Below are 20362 nucleotides of genomic sequence, written 5' to 3'. Positions count from 1 at the left end.
AAGGGCGAGTGACCTCACCAAAAGTTTCTCGCCCATCGGTTACATTTATGCCGTCGGTTTTTTTTCTTTTATATAAAAAAGGTGGTTATATTGATTGATGAGGTTATCCATAATTACAGACTGTCTGAGCACACTGGCATGATTAAAACCATGTTTTGCTTGCAAAATATACAGCTTTTGACGAGCATTCTCAAGCTGTTGACGCAAAATGTCGTCTCTTATCATAATATATCCCTCCTTGTCATATTATCAGTGTAGAGGGTTATGAATAAGTATACTAAAAGTAAAGGTTTGGGATAATTATCTAATCGCGCAAAAAAAGACCTGCTCTAGGAACCTTAAGCTTATGCCATTAGACAATCTGCTGTCATTCTCCTATCCGGCAGAATGAATATCCTGATCCGTGACGTTCTTCTTGGCTGAAACCGGAAAAACGTTTTTTCCCTTGGCCCATAGCAACAACGCTGCAAGCAGCAATATGCCACCGTTTAACACAAAGATCCAGCGGATTGGCATCCAGCTGCCAATCATGCCGCCAATCAACGGCCCCGCCATGGTCGCGAGTTGGGTGGCTGATTGATTCAAGCTAAAGGCTCGTCCGCGAAACTCCGGCTTGGTGACCTCCACAGTCATTGCGTTGATAGCAGGCATAACGGACGCATAAAACAATCCATATCCAAACCGAAGCGCACCAAAACCAACGAAGTTGGTTACATAAAATTGTAGAATATTCCCGATTCCCGAACCGATCAGCCCAATCAGCAGCACGTGTGCAAATCCGGTCCGTCCCCCAATCCGTCCCCATTGAGGAGCCATCAACACCGCCGCAATGCCTACGGCTGAGAATACAATCCCGGAACTTAGAGAAGCTTGGCTGCGGTCAACTCCCATCTCAAGCACATATACTGTAATTAACGGTTCCAATATCATAACGGAAAAGGTACTTATCCCGGCCAAAATAAGCAAAAAATACAATGGCCGGTTAGCAATAGCCTCCTTGATATCATCACGAACATGCGAGCGGGTACGGGTTCCCTTGAAGCTGTCCTCTCTAGCGCCAAAGGTCGCAATTAATGCAGATACCAGTACAAGAGCTGCAGAGAAGAAAAAGGCATTCCGATTGCCATAATAATGGCTCACCACACCACCAATCAACGGACCTATAATGCTGCCTGTCGCCCCAGCGGTCGCCATTATACCGAGCGCATAGCCCGTTTTTTCTTCTGGCGAACCCGTTCCGACCAGCGCAATCGCAGCAGGAATAAACCCGGAGAGAAGACCCTGAAACAACCGTACTCCTACGAACACATACGGATCTGTTACAAAAGCACATATCAGGTACAACACCGCCAGGCTAAAGCCTGAACGAATCAGCATCGGCTTACGTCCATATTTATCTGCAAGCGAACCCCAAAATGGGGCAATCAGCGCACTGGCTAAAAAAGTGACTCCAAAGGCAGTCCCCGACCACAGTTCCAAATGATCATTTACGCCCATTTCCGTATTCAGAAAAATAGGTAAAAACGGAATAGACACGGAATAGGCCATGCTGCAAAACAACACTCCAATCCACAAAATGACCAGGTTTCGCTTCCAATATAGATGCATGATGCCACACGTCCCTTCTGCTCATTCCATTATTACCCCCTCAATTAGAAAAGTCTACCGCCCCCCTCATCCTTCCATCGTGGAACAACCGTGAAGAAGCTGATATAATCGAATGGAATGGAGATGATGACATGGCTAAGAAAAGAAATTCGTCTTCCCCTGCTCCTGCGCCTCAGGACAAACCTGCTACGTTAAAGGATCTGTTGAGTCAGGATGTGCTGAATAAACTTAAGGCTCAAGCCAATGAAGCCCAAGCAGAACAGGACAAGCGTAAAGAAGACGAACGGCAGCGTGCCGTCGAAGCAAAAAAAGCTGAACAGAAGAAGCTAGATAACAACTTTGAGCATCTGCTGAATAACAGCAATTTGGACTGGCACAAATACAAATAAGCCAAAACCATAACGGTTTTGGCCTATCTTTACGCTTTATGTTATAGCCAGTCACGAATATGTTGTACTGAGTACAGCACCCCTACCCAAACCGGCAGACTGAACGCCATACCCCATATGAGACCTTTTGCCAGCTTTTTGTCTACCTCCATCATGATCCTGCCCCTTTCCTTGGGAATAGCAGCAGTATGGGTCAAGAATACGGCTTTCAAACCCGTATTTCCTTATCCCCAGCAAAAAAGGTATGATAGAAAATGGAAAAGTGTTCTGCGCTGCCCCCAAACTTTAAATTAGGATGTTACACCATCCAACCTTTCAGGAGGAATATCAATGAACCGAAAAACGATACGCCCATGGTACACGCTGTGCCTACTAGCCATCATGCTCGTGCTGGTTGCTGGATGCGGTACAAAAGCGGCCGATGTGGAAGCTGCCAGCCGGACAAGCACTTCAACTCCTGCTGCGACTAAAGACAAGAACAAGGCTGTTTCCCATCCGATTGTCACGATTGTCATGAATGATGGCAAGAAAATTAAGCTTGAGCTGTATCCGGAAGTAGCACCGAACACGGTTAACAATTTCATTTCTTTGGTACAAAAGGGAGCCTATAACGGCACCATTTTCCACCGTGTGATCCCAGGCTTTATGATTCAGGGTGGTGATCCGCAAGGTAACGGTACAGGTGGCCCCGGCTACAGTATTAAAGGCGAATTCAAGAGCAATGGTGTTAACAATACACTCAAACATACACGTGGCGTATTATCCATGGCCCGCTCAGCGGATCTGGATTCGGCCGGATCGCAATTTTTCATCATGGTTGCCGATGCGGACTACCTCGACGGTCAATATGCCGCTTTCGGTAAAGTAACGTCCGGGCTGGACGTGGTCGATGCTATCGTCAATTCCAAACGGGATAGCAATGACAAACCGATCCAACCGGCTACGATGAAAAAAGTAACTGTGGATACGCTAGGTAAAAAATATCCAGCTCCAGTCAAAGTAAAGTAAGACATTCAAATCACTCTTTCAAAACGGGATAACAGCAACGACCTTGTGCATACGCATGAGGTCGTTTTTGCTTATCCCTTGATGCTCTCTAAGCTGCTGCCTCTATGATGTAGTAAGAGTATATACACAAAAGGAAGCGTTTTCAATCATTATTTTTAAAGTTTTTTTCCGTTATAAGAGCCGCCAGCGTTCGACAAAAAAGCTACTGTAGGAGCAGTAAATTCGTCTAATTGGACTTGGTCTCGACCGAACGAATACCTTCCATCTCTTGCAGCAGTAACAGCAATTCCTCCACTCCCTCTGACCGGGACAGCTTTAGAAGCATATGAATAACCAACTGCTCACCGTTATTGATGCGCTCGGCGTGAAAGCTGTGAATCGTCAGCTTCTTATGTTCCAGCAGTTCTTTGATCCGATTCAGTACGCCCGGCTCATTGTCGACCTGAACAACCACTTGTCGCGTAGACGGGGTAGCCATCTGATAAAACCGACTATGGAGCAAGGACTGAGCCGCTAAAATAAACAGCGTCACACCTGCACCAAGCCCATACATTCCTGCACCTACGGCTATACCGATTCCGGCGGTAGTCCAGATGCCTGCGGCTGTGGTCAATCCTTTGATTCTATTTTTTTGTGTGAAAATCATCCCTGCGCCGATAAAGCCGACTCCACTTATAACCTGCGCTGCTATTCTGGAAGGGTCCAGCGACAGGTTAGACCAGACGGCTTGATCCTGAAACCCATATTTGGATACCACCATCATGAGCGCTGCGCCAATACCGACAATGAAATGCGTGCGAATGCCTGCCTCCTTCATCCGACTCTTCCGTTCATAGCCGATTAACGCACCGCACAAGCCAGCGAACATGACCCGAATCAGATAATCCCAATCCCACATACTTTTTTCACTCCACTATTTATTTATGTTTTGAAAAGATGTTGCCTTAATATATACAACTCAATAATGCTACGGCAAATGAGCCGTTTATACAGCTGTTATTTTGTTATTACCCAAATTTTAAGGTATCTTCACTTCATGCTCTGGCAGATTGCGATGTACCTTTCTCCCCTTAAACAGCCACAACTCCGGTGTATCCTGTACACCATCAAGGCGCAAGCTGAACGCCCCCGCTGGTAAATTGCGTATACGCAGCAATAGACGGTTTCCGTCTGCTACGGCATCCACAAGCTCCAACAACGTTAGTGAATCCTTCCTTAGGTGGCGGCTCAGGTCACGTGTTGTACCTGCTCTGTCCTCCCGGCTCCATATACGCAGCTCATCTACAGACGGTGTAGCAATCCGCTTGCTGAAAGAAATAACCACCTCATCTTCAGCTGATCGTTCCGCCTTAAGCGGTTTGGGCGGCTCATCGTACATGTAACCACCCAAATGGTATTCATAGGCGGTCCAGGCGTCGTACCCGCCCTCCAAGGCGGCAGCGCCAAACCGCCGCGTCCACTCACGGTCCCGAACCATACGCGCGAGAGAACCGATATCCGCCTGCACCCCGAGGGGCAGACCCGGATAAGCGGCCCGTATCGACTGCGCGATGCGGGCGTAGCCGTGGGTATACTGCGGCGGCAGACGGCGACGCATCCAGTCCGGCCAATGGGTCTGGAGCACGTGCATATCCGGGGCTACGCACCCGATCATGGCTACCGCGTCAAGACCCTGCCATTCCCGTAGCTGGCCGGGGACATCGCCGCGTCCGCTCACAGCAAGCGACCATGTCGCCACACAGATGTCCGGTCGGACATCTCGCACACCACCCGCACCGTTTACCAGCTCGCTGATCAGGCCATTCACGGCGTCCACACGCAGATCAACCCACTGCGCGTACAGCTTCGGAACCTTCCGGTAATAATTCCGCGCATGCTTGTCGCGAAAATCCGGAATGTCCTCACCGCTACGCTCGCGAAAGGCGCGCTGTGCATGTGGCCCAATATCCCCGTACACTCCACTGCGCAGCCCGTTCCATTCGGGGAAATAAGGCTCCGCCACCTCGAACCCGTCGAACGGAATGTCGGTGACGAGCCGGGCAGCAGCTTTCTTTTTCCATTCCACATACTCCTGGGCAAAATGCGAAAGCCGCTGAAACCCGTCGTTCGGTTCGCGCAGCAGCTCCATGCGCCATCCTTTCCACTCCGGCGGCAGCTGGGACACGCCAAAAGAACCGTTGCCTAGCACCATCGCCCACACCGCTATGCCTCTGCGTTGAAAAGCAGCAACAAGCGCTCCATCCACTTCATTTTCACGCACGACAAAATAATGAACGGTCTGGTAGCCCGCAAGGGCGATCTCATCTGCTATACTGTCCCGCGAACGGTTCGCGTAATAGGGAAACAACGGATCGATTTGAATACTGGGGCCGCTCAGTGCCCACGGTTTCACTTTTCCGGTCAGTGCTATAGCGTCTGTCGATTCGGGTTGGTCATTTGCGTTATAGCTCAATTCGATCCACCTCCGTCACCCGGTCTTCCCCGATACGTGTTCCTGCTATAAGTTCCTGCTGGTTCCCTATGTTACCATATTTCGCAAATGGGGTGAAATCCAGCGGTGACTGTTTCACCATCAACGTACAGAGGTATGGAATAACGAGTCAGGTTTAGTTTATGAACGGAATGGGAGGAATAGTCAATGGCAGAGCAGAGATTGCAAGGAAAGATAGCAGTGGTCAGTGGTGGAGGTTCAGGAATCGGCAAGGCGACCGCGATCCGTTTTGCAGAACAAGGCGCCAAGGTGGTCATGCTGGATCGGACACCCAAGCATGCAGAGGAGACCCAAGCAATTATTGAGCAGGCTGGCGGTGAAGCACTTGTGCTGGAATGTGATATTTCCAAGCCAGATATGATTCAGCAGGGGTTCGCTAAAGTCGTGGAAACGTACGGAAAGTTGGATATCGTGTTCGCCAACGCAGGCATTAACGGCACCATGGCCCCTATCGAGACACTGGAGCTAGAGGAATGGGACCGCACGATGAACATTAATCTTCGCGGCACCTTTGCTACTGTTAAATATGCCGTTCCTTACCTGAAAGAACGCGGCGGCAGCATTATCATTACCAGCTCCATCAACGGTAATCGAACCTTTTCGGGTATTGGATTCTCAGCCTACGCCTCCACCAAGGCAGCTCAGGTTGCGTTTATGAAAATGGCAGCGCTGGAGCTGGCACGTTACAAAATTCGGGTCAACGCGATATGCCCGGGAGCCATCGACACGCAAATTGACAATAACACATACCCTTCGGAAGACTTGAAGAAGGTACAAATTCCAGTCGAATTTCCGAAGGGCGGAGAGCATCCGCTAGAGGATGCCCCTGGTGAACCAGAGCAGGTTGCCAATCTGGTCCTGTTTCTCGCCTCAGACGAGTCATCTCATGTATCGGGTACGGAAATTTATGTAGACGGAGCAGAATCACTACTGCGTTAAGTATTAGAATGGAGAACGTTATCCCCAGGCGTACTATTGTTTAGGCATTCTTAGCATTCTTAGCAGCCTTATCCTTGGTCAGATACTTGTGGAGAAGGCTGCTTTCATATGGCTTTACAACGGCTTTGATGTCGACCTATCAGCACCATGCACAGCTCCTTTGCGAAAGCGGACATACAGCCTGCCTCCCGGGAGCACCTCGAACAACAGCATCAGAAGCGAAAAGAACAGCAGTGCAATGGCTTCTTCTGCCAGAATGTACAGAGGATATGGCCCCAAAACATCCAATATCGACGGTGTCGACGGCTTTCCGGCTAGAAACATGTAGTTAGCACCGAGAGCATCGTCTACGATCCACACTATCAGCGCCAAGCCATTCAGAAAAAGCATAGCTCCCCCCACACTCTTCCATGTCGGTTTGAGTCCTTCTATCCAGGTCATATACAAGGCTGCCAAAATAATAGCACTATGAGCTACGAAAAAATGGATAAAACGATAATGCGGAAAGGCATATGCCAAATTAGGCGTGAGTACTGCTTGGAGCGCCCCTCCAATTCCGGCAAAAAGGATGATCGGATATAACCAGCGGCTTCGAAAAATGAGCATCAGGATAGACAACAGCAGTGTCACACTACACAGTTCTAATGGCAATGAAGTCTGGACATCCCAAATATGCTGCATCACATACCAAATATTCAGAGTCACCTCTGACAGAATGAGGACTGTAATTAACAACCAGCGAATTCCCTCACTTACAGGCTTGTTCGACCGAATCCATCCCCTAGTCAGCCACAGCAGCAAAGCGCAAACAATGAGTCCCAATACAGCCAACCCATGTGACGGAGAAAAAGCCTCGAACCCTTCTGGCGCGTTGGCATCAAACCAAGGCCCTGACCACGACCTATCCATAGCTAGCCCCCTTTGATCTCTTTCTCGATCTCTTTCTCGCTTCATTGCATTCTATTTTATAACCAATAGCCAATTATGTTCTAGCCGCGTTTCTTGCTTGTTCAATACCTTACCTTTATGATAAAAGATATTATATTCAAAGGAGAACCCTCATGGCCATTAATCGCCGATTAATTACAGATCAGGATTTCAATGAGGCACTGGAACGTCATCTTCGTGTCCGAGTATTTCAGGATGACCAATTGATTGGCTCTGGCGGAATCATAATCCGTTTCGACGATCAAACCATCGTCGTGCAATCCAGCGTCAGTGATCTGGCTTACCACCCTAGAAAACAATGTGAGTTTTTTGAAATTAAAAAATAGCCGCTACACACCGGGAAACCATTTTGCTGCGTTTTCCGGTGTATAGCGGCTACATTTTGTTCGTATATATCATGCCTCACATGACGATTTCTGATTATAGTTGCATTCCACGTGTTTTCATCATGAGTTTATTCGTAAGCACTTTCAAATCCTCGGAAGAAGACGAAATTTCCTGCATAATTGCTGTCTCCTCATGAGCAGCTGTATAAATTTTGTGAGCCCCTTCAGAGAAGGCCCCAGACATTTGCTGAATACGATGGATCTGCTCAAAGGTTTGATCTACCCGATTCGTCTGCTCCGTCACGGCCTCTTCCATTAAACGGATGCTCTCGACAAATTCACGTACAATAGCGTTCAAATGGTTCAGCGTCTGATCCACAGAGCTTGTCCGTTCCGCCTCGGCACTGACCAATGACGTTTGCTGATGCATCAACTGCACTGTCTCTACGATTTGTGACTGCACACGGCTAACGATGGCATTTATTTGCTGCACAGACTCCGTACTTTGGGCGGCAAGTGCGCGAATTTGGTGAGCCACTACCGCAAACCCGTTCCCTTCTTCTCCCGCACGCGCCGCTTCTATAGAAGCATTCAACGCCAGCAAATGGGTTTGTTCAGCAATATCCTTCACGGTGCTTGTAATCGCTTCAATTTGGGAAGCTTCTTTTTCCAGTCGTGCAATTACCTGCTGCGAACGACCATGTGATGCTGTCAGCTCTCCCATTCCATCCATCAGGGATGAAAATACGGTCTGCGTCGAATCTACTGAATGCTCCATATGGCCTGACAGTTCCAGCATATGTCCCGATTTGCTACGCATCATTTTAAAATCGCCCAGCATTCGGTCTGCTGTTTTAATCGATTGGGCAGATGCTTGCTTTTGCTGCTCCACGCCATTCAAAATATCTTCTACCACCGAAGACATGGACTCAATTTGTGTGGTAGCCTGTACAATAGCCAAGCTCAGATTTTCCGCACTTTGCGAAGTGGTTCTGGTGCTGTACGAGATCTCATTGAACATATCTTTAATGTTCAGCATCATGTGCCGAAATGCATCATACAGAACTTTGATTTCATCCTCCGAGCGACGTTCAGGAATCACAACAGACAGGTTCCCCGCCGAAGCTTCCTCTGCCGCCTTCGCCAACCTAACAATGGGCCGCGTGAGTAATTTTGAGATCAACCAGCCCAAAATGCCACTCCACAGGACACCCAATAACAGAATGATCGAAGTGTACACCCATTCTTGTGTACCTTGAGCAAGCCAGTCCTTGAGTACAAAAATAAAAAAAGCGCTTGTTCCATAGGTTATTGCAGAAATTGAGACAAATGCAGTAACCATTTTCGTACCTAGTGACATCTTCATGTACTGTAGCCCACCCCAAAAAACTCAAATTTGATTCCATTTTACCATAAAATTGCTACATTTCTAGTAGAATTTTTCACAGACAGATATATTTATGAGCATAAAGATACAGAGTCTTAAGTCCCCTATCCTAATTACAAAAAACACTATGTTACCAGGTAGCAGCTTGCATCTTAAGATGGACAAATCGCGTTGCCACAAGCTTTACAGGCTATTCGTCACATCTTAAGCAAGCTGTTACTCGACAAAGCCATTTTCCATTATTAAAAATCATTGTCATTTTTCTGTTCAACGACTGCTTTCTTCATTGCTTCAATTGTGTCTATTTGGTGACCGTTTTTTTCCAGTACAGTAAACTTCCATAAACCGATGGTCAGCTTGTCTCCTTGCTGGATATCAAAACGCTCTGAAAGCATCCATCCACCAATCGTATATACGTCCCCGGCCTCAATATCCGTCTCCAAGCGCCGATTGACCTCATGAATGAGCGCCTGTGATTTGAGTATGTAACGATGATCATCTGTTTTTGTAATGAGTGGAGTTAACGCTGCGGGGGTTTCGGTGTCGGTATAGGAAGGAATGTCTCCAACAATCTCCTCCATAATATCCTCCAGTGTGACAAGTCCAGATGTTCCACCATATTCGTCCACCAGCACCGCTACTGGAATGCGTCGTTTTTGCATCTGAATCAGCAGATCCCGAGCCTGAACCGTCTCGATAACCTGAAGCACCGGATGAATATAAGAAGCCATCGTCGTATTCCCTGTGCTGTGCCCACGTGCCAAATCATGCAGGGCTTCCTTAACGCGAATCATCCCGATAATACGATCCCGGTCGCCATGTTCAGCTACAGGTAGAAAATTATAAACTTTGTCCTCGATCAGCTCCATAAACTCGGCCACTGTTGCCTGGTGGGAGATGGAGCGGATGTGGATGCGCGGTACCATAATTTCCTGCGCTGCACGGTCGTCAAAATCAAATACATTGTTCAGATATCGATATTCTGTCGGTGTAATTTCACCACTACGAAAACCTTCAGATAATGCCAAACGAAGCTCAGCTTCACTAAGTGCTGCATCTTCTTCAGATACTTTTTTGAGCCCAAAGAGACCTGTAATGACACGCGATGAACGACTAAGAACCCAATTCAGAGGATAGGTCATTTTATAAAATATCGTGATCGGACGGGCAAAAAACAATGCCATCGGTTCCGCAATCTGTATGGCGAATGTTTTCGGTACCAGCTCCCCAATGACCACCTCAAAATAGGTCAAGATCAGAAAAGCCAGCAAAAAGGAGAGCACTCCCGTCAGGCCTGGCGGAATATGAGCCAGCACAAACAGGGGGTGTAGCAGATGTTCAACAGTAGATTCCCCTAGCCAGCCTAGCGCCATTGAGGTTAATGTCGTTCCGAGCTGACAAGCAGATAAATACTCGTCCAGCCGAGACAAAATGTTTTTAACAGCTTTCGCATTTTTGTTGCCTTCAGAGGCCAATTGATTGATGCGAGATACCCGCACACGAATAATGGAATACTCCGAGGCCACAAAAAAAGCAGTTAATGCGATAAGTAATATAACCAGAATGATATTTATCGTTTCCATAGCCCTCTCTTGCTCCGTTCATGATGAAGCAAGAAGCACCCCCTTTGACATTCATTTTTGGATGGAACCATAACATAAGTAATGATGTCCATAATCGTGTATTACCCAAAAATGACAAGGAGTAGACTATGTATGACCCTGTTAGCGAATCGCCAGCGGACTCTTTTGCACGATATCTATCCATTGATCAGCTATCAACTGATGCCCAACCGCTGTCGGATGAACCCCGTCATGCAGCCAATAGGAGGCGTCCGCCTGGGTAGCGGCTTCGTTCAACATGCTCTGGAGCGGCACAAATACAGCACCAAATTCGTCCGCTAGCTGACGTACAATACGCTGATACCCCGTTATTTTTTCTTGCCAAATGTTCCATCGCGCTTCGGTAGCTCCTGTTTTCAAAATAAACGGCTCGCACAGCACGAGTCCCAGATCAGGCATCACTTCACGCGTTTCCTCCAGAAGGTGGCGATACGCTCGTTCAAATCGGTCCGTCACCCCGGACGGTTCCTGCTCGACGATCCGCCAGGCGTCGTTCACTCCGATTAGAATACTGAGCAGATCCGGCTTCAGGCTAAACATGTCCTCATTCCAGCGTGCATACAAATCTGAAACTCGATCCCCCGAAATTCCCCGGTTCACAAATTCTGGCTGTGTGGTCGTCAAACGGCTCCCCAATGCACCTGCGATCAGATACACATAACTCTGACCCAGCCAATGGTTCGCATCCTCATTTCGTCCCCTTCCTCCGTCTGTTATAGAATCTCCCTGAAATAGAATACGTGCGTGTTCTGTACTCGTCATCTTCCTAACTTCCTCCTTCACATTTTCCAATAATACCCTTATCATACCTCGCATCATCTAAATTATAAAGCGGTTTCAAAATATAGAAGAATTATAGATTTGCCATATGGCCGGATTCACTAGCTTTAATTAGGGTCGGAATCCGGTGGCAACGGCGATCAAGTCATTTCACACCGCTCGGTACTTACACACCTCACGAAAATTACAGCCTCCGCACGCTCTGCGTGAAGGCATCGGAGTGAAGAAAGACTCGGGCTTGGGGCGGTTATAGTAATCGTCATCGAGACAGGACTTCATTTCATCGATGTATCGACCGACATTACCAACCACTTTGTCGATATCCTCTTGCGCGGGACGATATACCTCATGCTCTCCTGTCATCAAATACTCCACACGTACCTCGATCTTCTCCAAAGGAAGCTGATAGTGCTCCTGCACGTAGGAAGCATACAAAAAAAGTTGGTCGGAAAAATCGCCTTCTTTGCCTGTTTTCCAATCCACGATGACCATGTCTCCATTGTCTCTACGGTAGAGCAAATCCATTTTGACATACACTTTCGTCTCATGAAGGAGCATCGTATCCCACTTTTCCACTTCTACAATTCGGGCCTTTCCCTGTTGCAGTTCACGCCAAACCGCAGTACGGTACAAATTGTGTATCACCGCGTGCTGTCGTTCCTTAATAAGGGCGATCCGTTCCGAAAGCACCTCGTCGTCGTAATAAACCTCCGCCAGCATGACGCGATTTTTCGGATCTTGTAGCCATAGCTCACGGTGTAGCGATTCCTTGTAGCTGTTATTCAACATGTTCTTCATAGCTGTCTCAAGGTATGCTGTGCGCGGGATAGCCCCTTTTTCCATCCATCCACGTATGACGGATTCACACATTTGATGCGTAATATTCCCGAATAAAATATATAAGTTGCTCAGTTGCTTGAGCCGATACAATGTAACTTGCTCTTCAGTGCCCTGTGCCGAATTCCAGCCATTATGCGAGCCGTAATAATGATAATAGTATTTGCGTAAGCATTCATCGAACGTTTGAGCCCTCGATTGCGAATAGGACCAGGACGGGTATATAGCCATGACAGGCCCTCCTTCATTAAAACTATCATCTCTTTATTATAACGCAAACCCAAGCTGTATCGGCGATAAAAAGGACGAAGACCTTAACCCATGGGTTAAAGTCTTCTACTGACTGACTAGTTTGTAGACTCGCAATGAGTCCGTTCAACATTGATCAAATCACTAACATTAACAGCACCGTCCTCACGGACGTTGACAACAAGTACCGGAGTTCCCAGCATGCCGCTGATCCACTCCTTATAATCATCCACATGATTATTCGGAAGAATCGTCAAGATGACACCAGCAAAGCCACCACCATGTACCCTACATGCGCTGTTATCTATTGACTTTAAATACATTTCGGTTAAAGCCAGTGCAACCGATACGTCTTGTTCCCGCGCAATCCCACTTCTATATACGTTTTGGAGCCATTTCCATGAGGAATTACCAGATTCGGTAACGAGCCTCAGGAAATCAGTAAAGCGCCCTTCCTCCAGTGATTTCACCTGTTCATCCACACGTCTATTTTCTTCAAAAAAATGCAATGCCCGCAGCACTGCACGGTCTCCTGCTTTTTCCCTGACCATCTTGAGGTTGGCATATAGATCCTCCGGCAATAAGTCACGGCAAACCGTTGCGCCTAAAGATTGTGCCACTGCACGCATTTCGTTGGGCACTGCCGCGTAATCGCCCGTTAAATCAGCATGATTTCCACCTGTATTTACAATAACAAGGGAATATCCGTTTTGTTCAAAATTCCAATGAACAGGATTTATGATCGGTTCCTTGGGATTTTCAAAGTCAATGGAAATCAAGCCGCCATACGCACAAGCCATCTGATCGAGCAGCCCCGACGGCTTGTTCCAATAGCCATTTTCTGCATACTGACCAATTTTGGATTTAGCAACAGCATCTAACGCTCCCTCGTTATAAAAATGATTTAATATCGTACATATCAACATTTCAAAAGAAGCGGAAGAGCTTAAACCTGAAGCAGAGAATACATTACTTGATATATAAGCTTGGAATCCCCCAATACGGTATCCGAATTCAAGTAGACCAGCGGCAATACCACGGACCAGCAGCATCGTACTGTCATCCTCCGGTTTTGGCGACAAGTCAGTTAAATCGATGACGTACTTCGTCTTGTAGCCTTCAGAAAAGAATGTAATTACAGATTCCTCCACTTTAGAAGCTACAGCGATGGTATCAAGTGTAATACTGCCTGCCAGCACCTTCCCGTGATTGTGGTCTGTATGATTTCCACCAATTTCGCAGCGCCCCGGAGCACTAAACAGTTCAATATCCCCTACACCAAAATGCTCCCGATACGCCTGTATAAGTGATTCATATCGAGTCGTTTGCTCAGAGATTTGCTGTTGACCGTACATTCGGGCAAGCACTATTTGTCCCTCTCTGGAATTCAATAGTTCCATATCTTTCATCGTATATCCCCCTAATTGTATGTGTTTTCCTATGCTGGAATGATACTATCATTATCTCAATTTTCCCTGTATGAAAGTATGGCACTTTTAAAATTTGTAAGCGCTTATTTTAATCGCTTTACTGAGCATTTTACCAATATAACTAAAAAAGAACCAGCCCCTAACTGGGCTGGTTCCTTGAATTTCTTTTTAGTCGCGTTTCAGTACATATTCTCCATCACTGTTACGAGTTACTGTGGCGCCAAGCGCCTCGGCAACTGATTTGAAAGGAACATACAATGTGCCATATTCATCCGTATATGGAGCTTGTGGCAACGTCAATGTGCTTCCTTCCAATACAGCTTGTTTAGAGCCACTTTTCAGCTTAATCGTCTTACCTGTAATATCATCAATTACAGTAGTCTGTTTGGCAGCTGCATCCCATTTTAACTCGGAGTTCAGTTCGCTCGTCAGTTCACGCAATGGAATAAAGGCAGTACCACCACGATTCTCCAAGACGTAGTAATCGTCTTTAGGATCGAAAGTTGTTTCTACTTTTGTAATTTCCAAATCATTTTTTAAAATGTTGTAGATCGGAGAATTCGCTTCAAAATTGCGCAGCGTCGCTCCCGGAGTTAATTCAGCTTGTTTATTCAAGTCAATAACACCGTTAGAAATATCCACTTTATCAGCCGTCACACTACCATTGACGTTCCAAGATTGAGTTTCGGTCAGAATTGTGAAGGACTTCACCGGAAGACCATCCACATCTGGCAAAGCAACCGTCAGGTCTGTTGCCGCTTTGCGAACATTTCCTTTTTCATCAAAATACATGTCGCTTTTCAGAACCGTGTTAGCACTCAGGACCGTTTTGATTTCAGGGGACTGTGCATACATGGTGCTAACGCCTACATCATATTGATCAACAGCTAGATCCAAATATTTTTTAACTTCGGTATAAGCCTCATTGACCATTTTTTCTTTGTTAGCACTCAGTTCCGCTGTTACTTTATCACTATCTTCAATATTCATGCCGGAAGCAATCGTCTTCGTCATATCAATGGCTTGCCCGATCAGCTCTTTCAAGCCTGCTTCGTCCTTGGCCAGATTCGCCAGGAACGGTTTTACCAATGTTACCAGCTCATCACCACGAAGTTCAGCATGCAGATGGGTCAGTTTCACTTTGTCTTTTTCACCGTATACTTCCTCGGTTACAGACGTTGCAGAAATGGTCGAAGGGTTAGGCGCATGCTTGAGCATAAGTGCAGCGGCTGTTTTCGTCAGTTCTCTCACGTCTTTGGAATATACATATGGATCAAATCCAGCAGGCAGACCGCTCAAACTCTCTTGCGAGTTCAGAGATATGTAATAAGGTTTTTTGGCACCTTCCAGTTGAATAGCCAAACCTTGGCGGTCTAAAGCAAGTTCAAACGGCAAATTATACTTATCGATGTGCAATGTACCTTTGGCAGAAGCAAGTTCCTCCGATTGTACTTTGGCTTCATCCACAGTGACGGAAATCGAATTAATCAAATCTACGATTTCCTTATCTCCTTGCGTGATTCCTTCTTTTGGAGTCAATTTAAGAGAGATTTTCTCCGTTGTCTGCTGGGATTTCACATCTAGTGTTCCCAATAAATTTTTACTTACATCAAATCCACCTACTGCCTGGCAACCTGTCAAAGCTACCATTAGCAGAATAAGAGGGACGGCAATCCATTTTTTTATATTCATATTAATCCCCTTTCAAGATATTTCCGTAATCTCTTCTATTATCTCAGTGTTAACACGCATTGTAAATGAGTAGAATGGAAAATAGAACTAGTTATTTAGGATCAATTTTCAGCCTGCAGCATCCGGTAAGCCAGTAGTGCCATTTCCAGGCAACGACGTTTGTCAGGGTCTGCCAGATTTCCCTCTATGATTTCATTAATTTTATCCAGCCGATTATAAAGGGTCTGTCTGTGAATGTACAAAATTCCGGCGGTATCACGCTTGGAACCATGGGATTGAAAGTAGGCATCCAGTGTATCCAAAAGCTGCATATGGTGCTCACGATCATGCGCAATCAGTCCACCCAAATGATCCTCTACGAACTCTTGTAGAAAAGGAATGCGGGGCACCGCCTTCAATAACTGATAGATTCCGATGCTGTCGTAAAATAACCGATCCTTCATGACTGGGACGCTTCGTGCCACTTCAATGACCTCATATGCCTCTTCAAAACTGCGATCCGTCCCCGTCATGCGATGCCTTACCTTACCAAAGCCTGCATGAATGCGCACCTTATCAAGCTGTCCTGCGGCATAGTTCTGAATATATTGAACTGTATGGGCAAGCACTTTTTTCATTTGCGCTGCGGAACGCAGTGTTAATTCCTCCTTGGCACAAAGGATGTAACACTGACTCCCCTTCATCATCAACAGATTGTGCAACGTTTCTTTTTTCAACAATGAACGAAGTAGCACTAGCACATCCTGATTGATGGACTCCTTGCGCACCTGACTGGCATCTTTGTCCTGATGTTCCACCTCAATGACCCCTGCCCAAAATAAATACTGTCCCTTCGATAACAATCGCAGGCCCATTCGGGTCTGGGCCTGCTCTTCACTGGGAAGCTGTCCGCTCAGTACATCCTGAATCAATTCATTTTGATTACGCAGCAATCGGTCTTCAAGAAACTGCGTTCTCAGCACCAAGGTAGCGGCTGCCTTGGCCGTGTAATCGAGTAGCAGCGACATTTCTTCCGTCGGCATTTCACTATGCAGCACCAAACCTACTGCGGAAAACACCTGACCGAAGCATACAACGGGCTGGAACAACACGGCAGTGGATTCATTCAGGTGAAACAGCAGATGCCCCTCCCGATCGGCGGTCATACTAGATTCCACTTCATGGGCATAAAAATCTGCAATACGGTCCGCTAGATCCGGCTGGACGGAAGGTACGAATCGATTGGTATCAATGGAAGACATGTAGATGACCTGCCGGGCTGCATAGTCATGGAGCACACGCAAGAGGGCGCTCATATCAGTACTGCGCAGGGTTTCCTGCTGAAGTTGACGTGAAAATCGTTCCAGATCTTTTAGGAGTTCATGATGTCGGTTAATAAGTAGGGAATGAATATCTTGTGTAATTTCAACAAAACGCACTGGCTGCTCAAATACGATGACCGGGAAGTGATGTCGTTCCGCCAACTCCAGAATTTCAGAAGGGATTTCATGAATGCTCGTGCCCAGCTCCACACACAATCCCGCGGCTTCCGAGCGGATCAGTTGCTCCATATACTCGGCGCGCTCTTCCCCCTTCCGGGTGAGCCACAGGCCGGTCGTCAAAATCAAGTCATGCCGGCTCACAAACGGAGAGACATTTGTGATTTCTAGCACATGGACCCAACCCACACGGCGATGTACGCCCTGTTCCCCCGCCGCCAGCTTCGCCCGCCGGAAAACGGGACGTTCCAGCACATCCGCAATGGTAAATGTTTTTTTACCGTTCATCGGCATTCTCCTTATGTATATGTCTTTATGTCATTTTACATGACATATATTCATCAAAAAGTCGAGCCTTTAAGTCAGATAATCCGACAAAATGTATGATGTCAAGGAGCTTCACCCCTTGTAAACTGTACCTAATCTAACATGAATTGCATTTATCGGCTTGAGTCCATGTAACTAATCAGCAGGCTGCATAAAAATGATAGTGTAATTTTCTTAACCATTATTTTTAGGAGAGGTGAATGAAATGAAAATTGGGGTTCCGAAAGAGATTAAAAACAATGAGAATCGTGTCGCTCTAACGCCCGCAGGTGCAGCTCAAATGATCCAACACGGACATCATGTGTTTGTGGAAAGCCACGCAGGTGTTGAAAGCGGCTTTACGGATGGAGATTATGCCACTGCGGGTGCGACTCTTGTGCAGCAAGCTGCGGACGTGTGGTCCCAGGCGGATCTGATCATCAAGGTAAAAGAGCCGCTCTCCTCTGAATACGGATATTTCCGACCAGGATTGATTTTATTCACCTATCTGCATTTGGCCGCCGAGCCAGCACTGGCCCGCGCTTTAACAGACAACGGTGTAGCCGCTATTTCCTATGAGACACTAGATGTTGAGGGCAGCCTCCCGCTGCTTACTCCGATGAGTGAGGTTGCCGGTCGAATGGCTGTACAAATTGGAGCACAACTGCTGGAAAAACCAAAGGGTGGCAAAGGCATCCTGCTGGCAGGTGTGCCGGGGGTCAAACGCGGTAAAGTGACCATTATTGGCGGAGGGGTGGTCGGTACCAATGCTGCCAAGGTCGCCATCGGTCTCGGGGCAGATGTGACACTAATCGACCTAAGCCTGCCAAGACTGCGCCAACTGGATGATATTTTTGGCAATCAGCTCCATACGCTAGTGTCCACCCCGTCCAACATTGCTGAAGCCGTGGCGCAAAGTGATTTGCTGATCGGCGCTGTCCTAATCACTGGTGCCAAAGCTCCGCGGCTCGTAACGGAAGCCATGGTACAGACGATGCAGCCCGGTTCTGTGATTGTGGATGTCGCCATCGACCAAGGCGGCATTGTCGAGACGATTGACCACATTACGACACACGACCAGCCTACCTATGTGAAGCATGGCGTCATTCACTATGCGGTAGCAAACATGCCGGGCGCGGTACCGCAAACCTCGACGCTGGCCCTGACGAACGCGACGCTCCCCTTTGCTCTCCAGCTCGCAGATTTGGGTGTACTGGAGGCGCTTCGCAGAAGCAAACCACTGCTTAGTGGCACCAATGTCCTGAATGGACATATTACCTACGAAGCGGTCGCACGTGATCTGGGATATCCTTATGTTCCCGTGGAACAGGCATGGCAGGCGAAAGCCTTACAATAGAAACAGCTCAAAGAACCACACGCTCTTCCCAGCAGGGACCGAAGCGTGTGGTTCTTTTTGTACTAGCTATATTCACCGTACTTACTGCATTTCAGATATTTCTGACGAAAGGAACGTTTGAAGACGGCGATAAATATCTGTGATTTCTTCCAGCGACATGCGCACCAGTCCGCTAGACGAAGGTGCCACAAATTCATGCATCTCAGGAATTAGCGGTTCAGGCTGAAATCCCCAATCTACTTTGGATCTTTTACTGTATTCGGTGTACACGCCTTTGCCGACAAAGCAAGCAACCTTCGGGCGATATTCCTTTAGCTTCTCGTATAGCTTCAGACGTCCTTCGGCGTATTCCTCGCGTGCAATGTCCTCCATTCCCCTCGTGGGACGGGAAACAATGTTCGTAAAACCGAAGCCCAGCTTCAGCAGCTCCCGATCTTCCGATGGATTGTACAAGCGAGGTGTCAAGCCTGCTCCCTCAAGTATGCGCCAAAAGCGGTTGCGCGGATTCGCATAATGATGTCCTACCTCGCCTGATTTCAGGCTGGGATTAAAGCCGATGAATACAACGGATAATCCATAATCCAGATGATCATCTACCTCATGCAGTTCTGTCTCTCGCTCTGTCATGGGCTCCTCCTTCCTCAAACCATATCCAGCGGCTGCTTCCGCGTCGGCGGAGGAAAAGCTTCGTCTATTTGTTGAAGTTGTTCAGGGGTGAGCCGAATACTTGCTGCCGCTGCATTTTCTCGTACATGCGATTCCTGTACCGCCTTCGGAATGGCCCAGACATCACCGTCTCGTATGACCCACGCAAGCGCAATTTGCGATGGAGTTACCCCGTGGCTGGCAGCAATGTCTACCATAACAGGATGCTCCAGCAGGCCCCGTCGCAGGCGACCACCTTGGGCAATCGGGCAATAGGCCATCACAGGCACTCCATTCGCACGGCTCCAAGGTAGCAGATCATATTCGATGCCCCGCGAAGCCGCGTGATACAGCACTTGATTGACAGCGCAGGCTTCGCCTCCACTCAGGCTCCATAGCTCCTCCATGTCGGACTTGTCCAAGTTGGACACTCCCCAGCTGCGGATTTTGCCCTGCTCACGCAGTTTTTCCATACCTTCTATTGTCTCTTCCAATGGAATATTCCCTCGCCAATGCAACAAATACATATCCATGTAATCCGTTCCCATGCGGGTTAAGCTAGCTTCGCACGCCTGAGCCAGTCCTTGGCGGTCCGCATGATGAGGGTAAGCCTTGCTGACAAGATAGACATCGTCCCGGCGCCCCTGAATGGCCTCTCCGACGATCTCTTCTGCGCCGCCCTCCGCATACATTTCAGCCGTGTCCACCAGCAACATGCCCAGCTCGAAGCCAAGTTGAAGCGCACGCACCTCCTCCTGCCGAAGTGAGGCTTTTTCGCCCATATTCCACGTGCCCTGCCCGATGAGCGGTACTTCACGACCGTCCGTCCATGTGATCACACTTTTCTTATGTTGGCTCATATGCATTCCC

The 20362-nt window shown here is 47.6% G+C and carries 19 protein-coding genes; 5 read left to right on the top strand and 14 right to left on the bottom strand.

What is annotated here, in order from left to right; genetic code table 11:
• Positions 1-45 precede the first annotated feature (45 nt).
• Both NSQ57_RS05585 and NSQ57_RS05580 read right to left on the bottom strand, forming a co-directional pair.
• Complete coding sequence (locus tag NSQ57_RS05585; protein ID WP_023987319.1) at positions 46-225, bottom strand: aspartyl-phosphate phosphatase Spo0E family protein; 180 nt, start codon at positions 223-225, stop codon at positions 46-48.
• A gap of 150 nt (positions 226-375) precedes the next feature.
• Entirely contained in the window at positions 376-1608 is a 1233-nt protein-coding gene (locus NSQ57_RS05580) for an MFS transporter (protein ID WP_342425753.1), read from the bottom strand.
• Positions 1609-1739: 131 nt separating this feature from the next.
• Here NSQ57_RS05580 and NSQ57_RS05575 point away from each other — a divergent pair, with 131 nt between their 5' ends.
• Both NSQ57_RS05575 and NSQ57_RS05570 read left to right on the top strand, forming a co-directional pair.
• Positions 1740-1997, top strand: coding sequence for a YqkE family protein (locus NSQ57_RS05575; protein WP_029516109.1), 258 nt, complete (start codon positions 1740-1742; stop codon positions 1995-1997).
• A gap of 330 nt (positions 1998-2327) precedes the next feature.
• Positions 2328-3005, top strand: coding sequence for a peptidylprolyl isomerase (locus NSQ57_RS05570; protein ID WP_029516108.1), 678 nt, complete (start codon positions 2328-2330; stop codon positions 3003-3005).
• A 226-nt stretch (positions 3006-3231) separates the two neighbouring features.
• On the opposite strand, the gene NSQ57_RS05565 is transcribed toward NSQ57_RS05570, so the two are convergent.
• Both NSQ57_RS05565 and NSQ57_RS05560 read right to left on the bottom strand, forming a co-directional pair.
• The gene (locus NSQ57_RS05565; protein ID WP_342425752.1) at positions 3232-3903 is read right to left on the bottom strand and encodes an MgtC/SapB family protein; all 672 of its coding nucleotides are present in this window, start codon (positions 3901-3903) and stop codon (positions 3232-3234) included.
• A gap of 120 nt (positions 3904-4023) precedes the next feature.
• Positions 4024-5457 carry an N-acyl-D-glucosamine 2-epimerase gene (locus NSQ57_RS05560; RefSeq protein WP_165144482.1) on the bottom strand — a complete coding sequence of 478 codons (1434 nt, stop codon included), beginning with the start codon at positions 5455-5457 and terminating at the stop codon, positions 4024-4026.
• A gap of 186 nt (positions 5458-5643) precedes the next feature.
• Between NSQ57_RS05560 and NSQ57_RS05555 the strand changes: the two genes are divergently transcribed.
• Positions 5644-6435 (top strand): SDR family NAD(P)-dependent oxidoreductase, encoded by a 792-nt coding sequence (locus NSQ57_RS05555; RefSeq protein WP_165144479.1) that lies wholly within the window; start codon positions 5644-5646, stop codon positions 6433-6435.
• A gap of 114 nt (positions 6436-6549) precedes the next feature.
• Here NSQ57_RS05555 and NSQ57_RS05550 read toward each other — a convergent pair whose 3' ends face one another.
• Positions 6550-7344 (bottom strand): TIGR02206 family membrane protein, encoded by a 795-nt coding sequence (locus NSQ57_RS05550; RefSeq protein ID WP_029516104.1) that lies wholly within the window; start codon positions 7342-7344, stop codon positions 6550-6552.
• Positions 7345-7496: 152 nt separating this feature from the next.
• On the opposite strand from NSQ57_RS05550, the gene NSQ57_RS05545 reads away from it, so the two are divergent.
• Positions 7497-7709 (top strand): hypothetical protein, encoded by a 213-nt coding sequence (locus NSQ57_RS05545; RefSeq protein WP_013309048.1) that lies wholly within the window; start codon positions 7497-7499, stop codon positions 7707-7709.
• 94 nt (positions 7710-7803) lie between these two features.
• Here the strand turns inward: NSQ57_RS05545 and NSQ57_RS05540 are convergent, their stop codons facing one another.
• The 7 genes from NSQ57_RS05540 to NSQ57_RS05510 form a co-directional block, all read right to left on the bottom strand.
• Positions 7804-9075: a methyl-accepting chemotaxis protein gene (locus NSQ57_RS05540; protein ID WP_029516103.1), complete on the bottom strand. Its 1272-nt coding sequence runs from the start codon at positions 9073-9075 to the stop codon at positions 7804-7806.
• Between the two features lie 263 nt (positions 9076-9338).
• Positions 9339-10679 carry a hemolysin family protein gene (locus NSQ57_RS05535; protein WP_342425751.1) on the bottom strand — a complete coding sequence of 447 codons (1341 nt, stop codon included), beginning with the start codon at positions 10677-10679 and terminating at the stop codon, positions 9339-9341.
• A gap of 141 nt (positions 10680-10820) precedes the next feature.
• Positions 10821-11480 carry an SGNH/GDSL hydrolase family protein gene (locus NSQ57_RS05530; RefSeq protein WP_318627026.1) on the bottom strand — a complete coding sequence of 220 codons (660 nt, stop codon included), beginning with the start codon at positions 11478-11480 and terminating at the stop codon, positions 10821-10823.
• A 168-nt stretch (positions 11481-11648) separates the two neighbouring features.
• The gene (locus NSQ57_RS05525) at positions 11649-12566 is read right to left on the bottom strand and encodes a PD-(D/E)XK nuclease family protein (protein WP_318627027.1); all 918 of its coding nucleotides are present in this window, start codon (positions 12564-12566) and stop codon (positions 11649-11651) included.
• A 116-nt stretch (positions 12567-12682) separates the two neighbouring features.
• Positions 12683-13993 (bottom strand): galactokinase family protein, encoded by a 1311-nt coding sequence (locus tag NSQ57_RS05520; protein WP_318627028.1) that lies wholly within the window; start codon positions 13991-13993, stop codon positions 12683-12685.
• Between the two features lie 189 nt (positions 13994-14182).
• Positions 14183-15706 carry a copper amine oxidase N-terminal domain-containing protein gene (locus tag NSQ57_RS05515; RefSeq protein ID WP_029516098.1) on the bottom strand — a complete coding sequence of 508 codons (1524 nt, stop codon included), beginning with the start codon at positions 15704-15706 and terminating at the stop codon, positions 14183-14185.
• A gap of 101 nt (positions 15707-15807) precedes the next feature.
• Positions 15808-17472, bottom strand: coding sequence for a PucR family transcriptional regulator ligand-binding domain-containing protein (locus NSQ57_RS05510; RefSeq protein ID WP_342425750.1), 1665 nt, complete (start codon positions 17470-17472; stop codon positions 15808-15810).
• A 244-nt stretch (positions 17473-17716) separates the two neighbouring features.
• Here NSQ57_RS05510 and ald point away from each other — a divergent pair, with 244 nt between their 5' ends.
• A complete protein-coding gene (gene ald, locus NSQ57_RS05505) occupies positions 17717-18847 on the top strand; it encodes an alanine dehydrogenase (protein ID WP_342425749.1) in 1131 nt (376 codons plus the stop codon).
• A gap of 81 nt (positions 18848-18928) precedes the next feature.
• On the opposite strand, the gene NSQ57_RS05500 is transcribed toward ald, so the two are convergent.
• Both NSQ57_RS05500 and NSQ57_RS05495 read right to left on the bottom strand, forming a co-directional pair.
• Complete coding sequence (locus NSQ57_RS05500) at positions 18929-19474, bottom strand: mismatch-specific DNA-glycosylase (RefSeq protein ID WP_029516095.1); 546 nt, start codon at positions 19472-19474, stop codon at positions 18929-18931.
• Positions 19475-19488: 14 nt separating this feature from the next.
• Positions 19489-20352, bottom strand: coding sequence for an aldo/keto reductase (locus tag NSQ57_RS05495; RefSeq protein ID WP_322251232.1), 864 nt, complete (start codon positions 20350-20352; stop codon positions 19489-19491).
• Between the last annotated feature and the right edge of the window lie 10 nt (positions 20353-20362).

This window comes from Paenibacillus sp. FSL L8-0502 (assembly GCF_038593055.1).
GTDB lineage: Bacteria > Bacillota > Bacilli > Paenibacillales > Paenibacillaceae > Paenibacillus > Paenibacillus polymyxa_D.
The sequence above is the reverse complement of the archived record's forward strand: the minus strand, read 5'-3'. Positions and strand labels throughout refer to the sequence as shown.

What these genes read in the sequence shown, in the direction of transcription:
- NSQ57_RS05535 (WP_342425751.1), bottom strand. Translation starts at nt 10,679, where the DNA reads ATGGAAACGATAAATATCATTCTGGTTATATTACTTATCGCATTAACT.
- NSQ57_RS05515 (WP_029516098.1), bottom strand. Translation starts at nt 15,706, where the DNA reads ATGAATATAAAAAAATGGATTGCCGTCCCTCTTATTCTGCTAATGGTA.
- NSQ57_RS05500 (WP_029516095.1), bottom strand. Translation starts at nt 19,474, where the DNA reads ATGACAGAGCGAGAGACAGAACTGCATGAGGTAGATGATCATCTGGAT.
- NSQ57_RS05540 (WP_029516103.1), bottom strand. Translation starts at nt 9,075, where the DNA reads ATGAAGATGTCACTAGGTACGAAAATGGTTACTGCATTTGTCTCAATT.
- NSQ57_RS05510 (WP_342425750.1), bottom strand. Translation starts at nt 17,472, where the DNA reads ATGAACGGTAAAAAAACATTTACCATTGCGGATGTGCTGGAACGTCCC.
- NSQ57_RS05555 (WP_165144479.1), top strand. Translation starts at nt 5,644, where the DNA reads ATGGCAGAGCAGAGATTGCAAGGAAAGATAGCAGTGGTCAGTGGTGGA.
- NSQ57_RS05550 (WP_029516104.1), bottom strand. Translation starts at nt 7,344, where the DNA reads ATGGATAGGTCGTGGTCAGGGCCTTGGTTTGATGCCAACGCGCCAGAA.
- NSQ57_RS05520 (WP_318627028.1), bottom strand. Translation starts at nt 13,993, where the DNA reads ATGAAAGATATGGAACTATTGAATTCCAGAGAGGGACAAATAGTGCTT.
- NSQ57_RS05585 (WP_023987319.1), bottom strand. Translation starts at nt 225, where the DNA reads ATGATAAGAGACGACATTTTGCGTCAACAGCTTGAGAATGCTCGTCAA.
- ald (WP_342425749.1), top strand. Translation starts at nt 17,717, where the DNA reads ATGAAAATTGGGGTTCCGAAAGAGATTAAAAACAATGAGAATCGTGTC.
- NSQ57_RS05570 (WP_029516108.1), top strand. Translation starts at nt 2,328, where the DNA reads ATGAACCGAAAAACGATACGCCCATGGTACACGCTGTGCCTACTAGCC.
- NSQ57_RS05575 (WP_029516109.1), top strand. Translation starts at nt 1,740, where the DNA reads ATGGCTAAGAAAAGAAATTCGTCTTCCCCTGCTCCTGCGCCTCAGGAC.
- NSQ57_RS05565 (WP_342425752.1), bottom strand. Translation starts at nt 3,903, where the DNA reads ATGTGGGATTGGGATTATCTGATTCGGGTCATGTTCGCTGGCTTGTGC.
- NSQ57_RS05495 (WP_322251232.1), bottom strand. Translation starts at nt 20,352, where the DNA reads ATGAGCCAACATAAGAAAAGTGTGATCACATGGACGGACGGTCGTGAA.
- NSQ57_RS05545 (WP_013309048.1), top strand. Translation starts at nt 7,497, where the DNA reads ATGGCCATTAATCGCCGATTAATTACAGATCAGGATTTCAATGAGGCA.
- NSQ57_RS05530 (WP_318627026.1), bottom strand. Translation starts at nt 11,480, where the DNA reads ATGACGAGTACAGAACACGCACGTATTCTATTTCAGGGAGATTCTATA.
- NSQ57_RS05525 (WP_318627027.1), bottom strand. Translation starts at nt 12,566, where the DNA reads ATGGCTATATACCCGTCCTGGTCCTATTCGCAATCGAGGGCTCAAACG.
- NSQ57_RS05580 (WP_342425753.1), bottom strand. Translation starts at nt 1,608, where the DNA reads ATGCATCTATATTGGAAGCGAAACCTGGTCATTTTGTGGATTGGAGTG.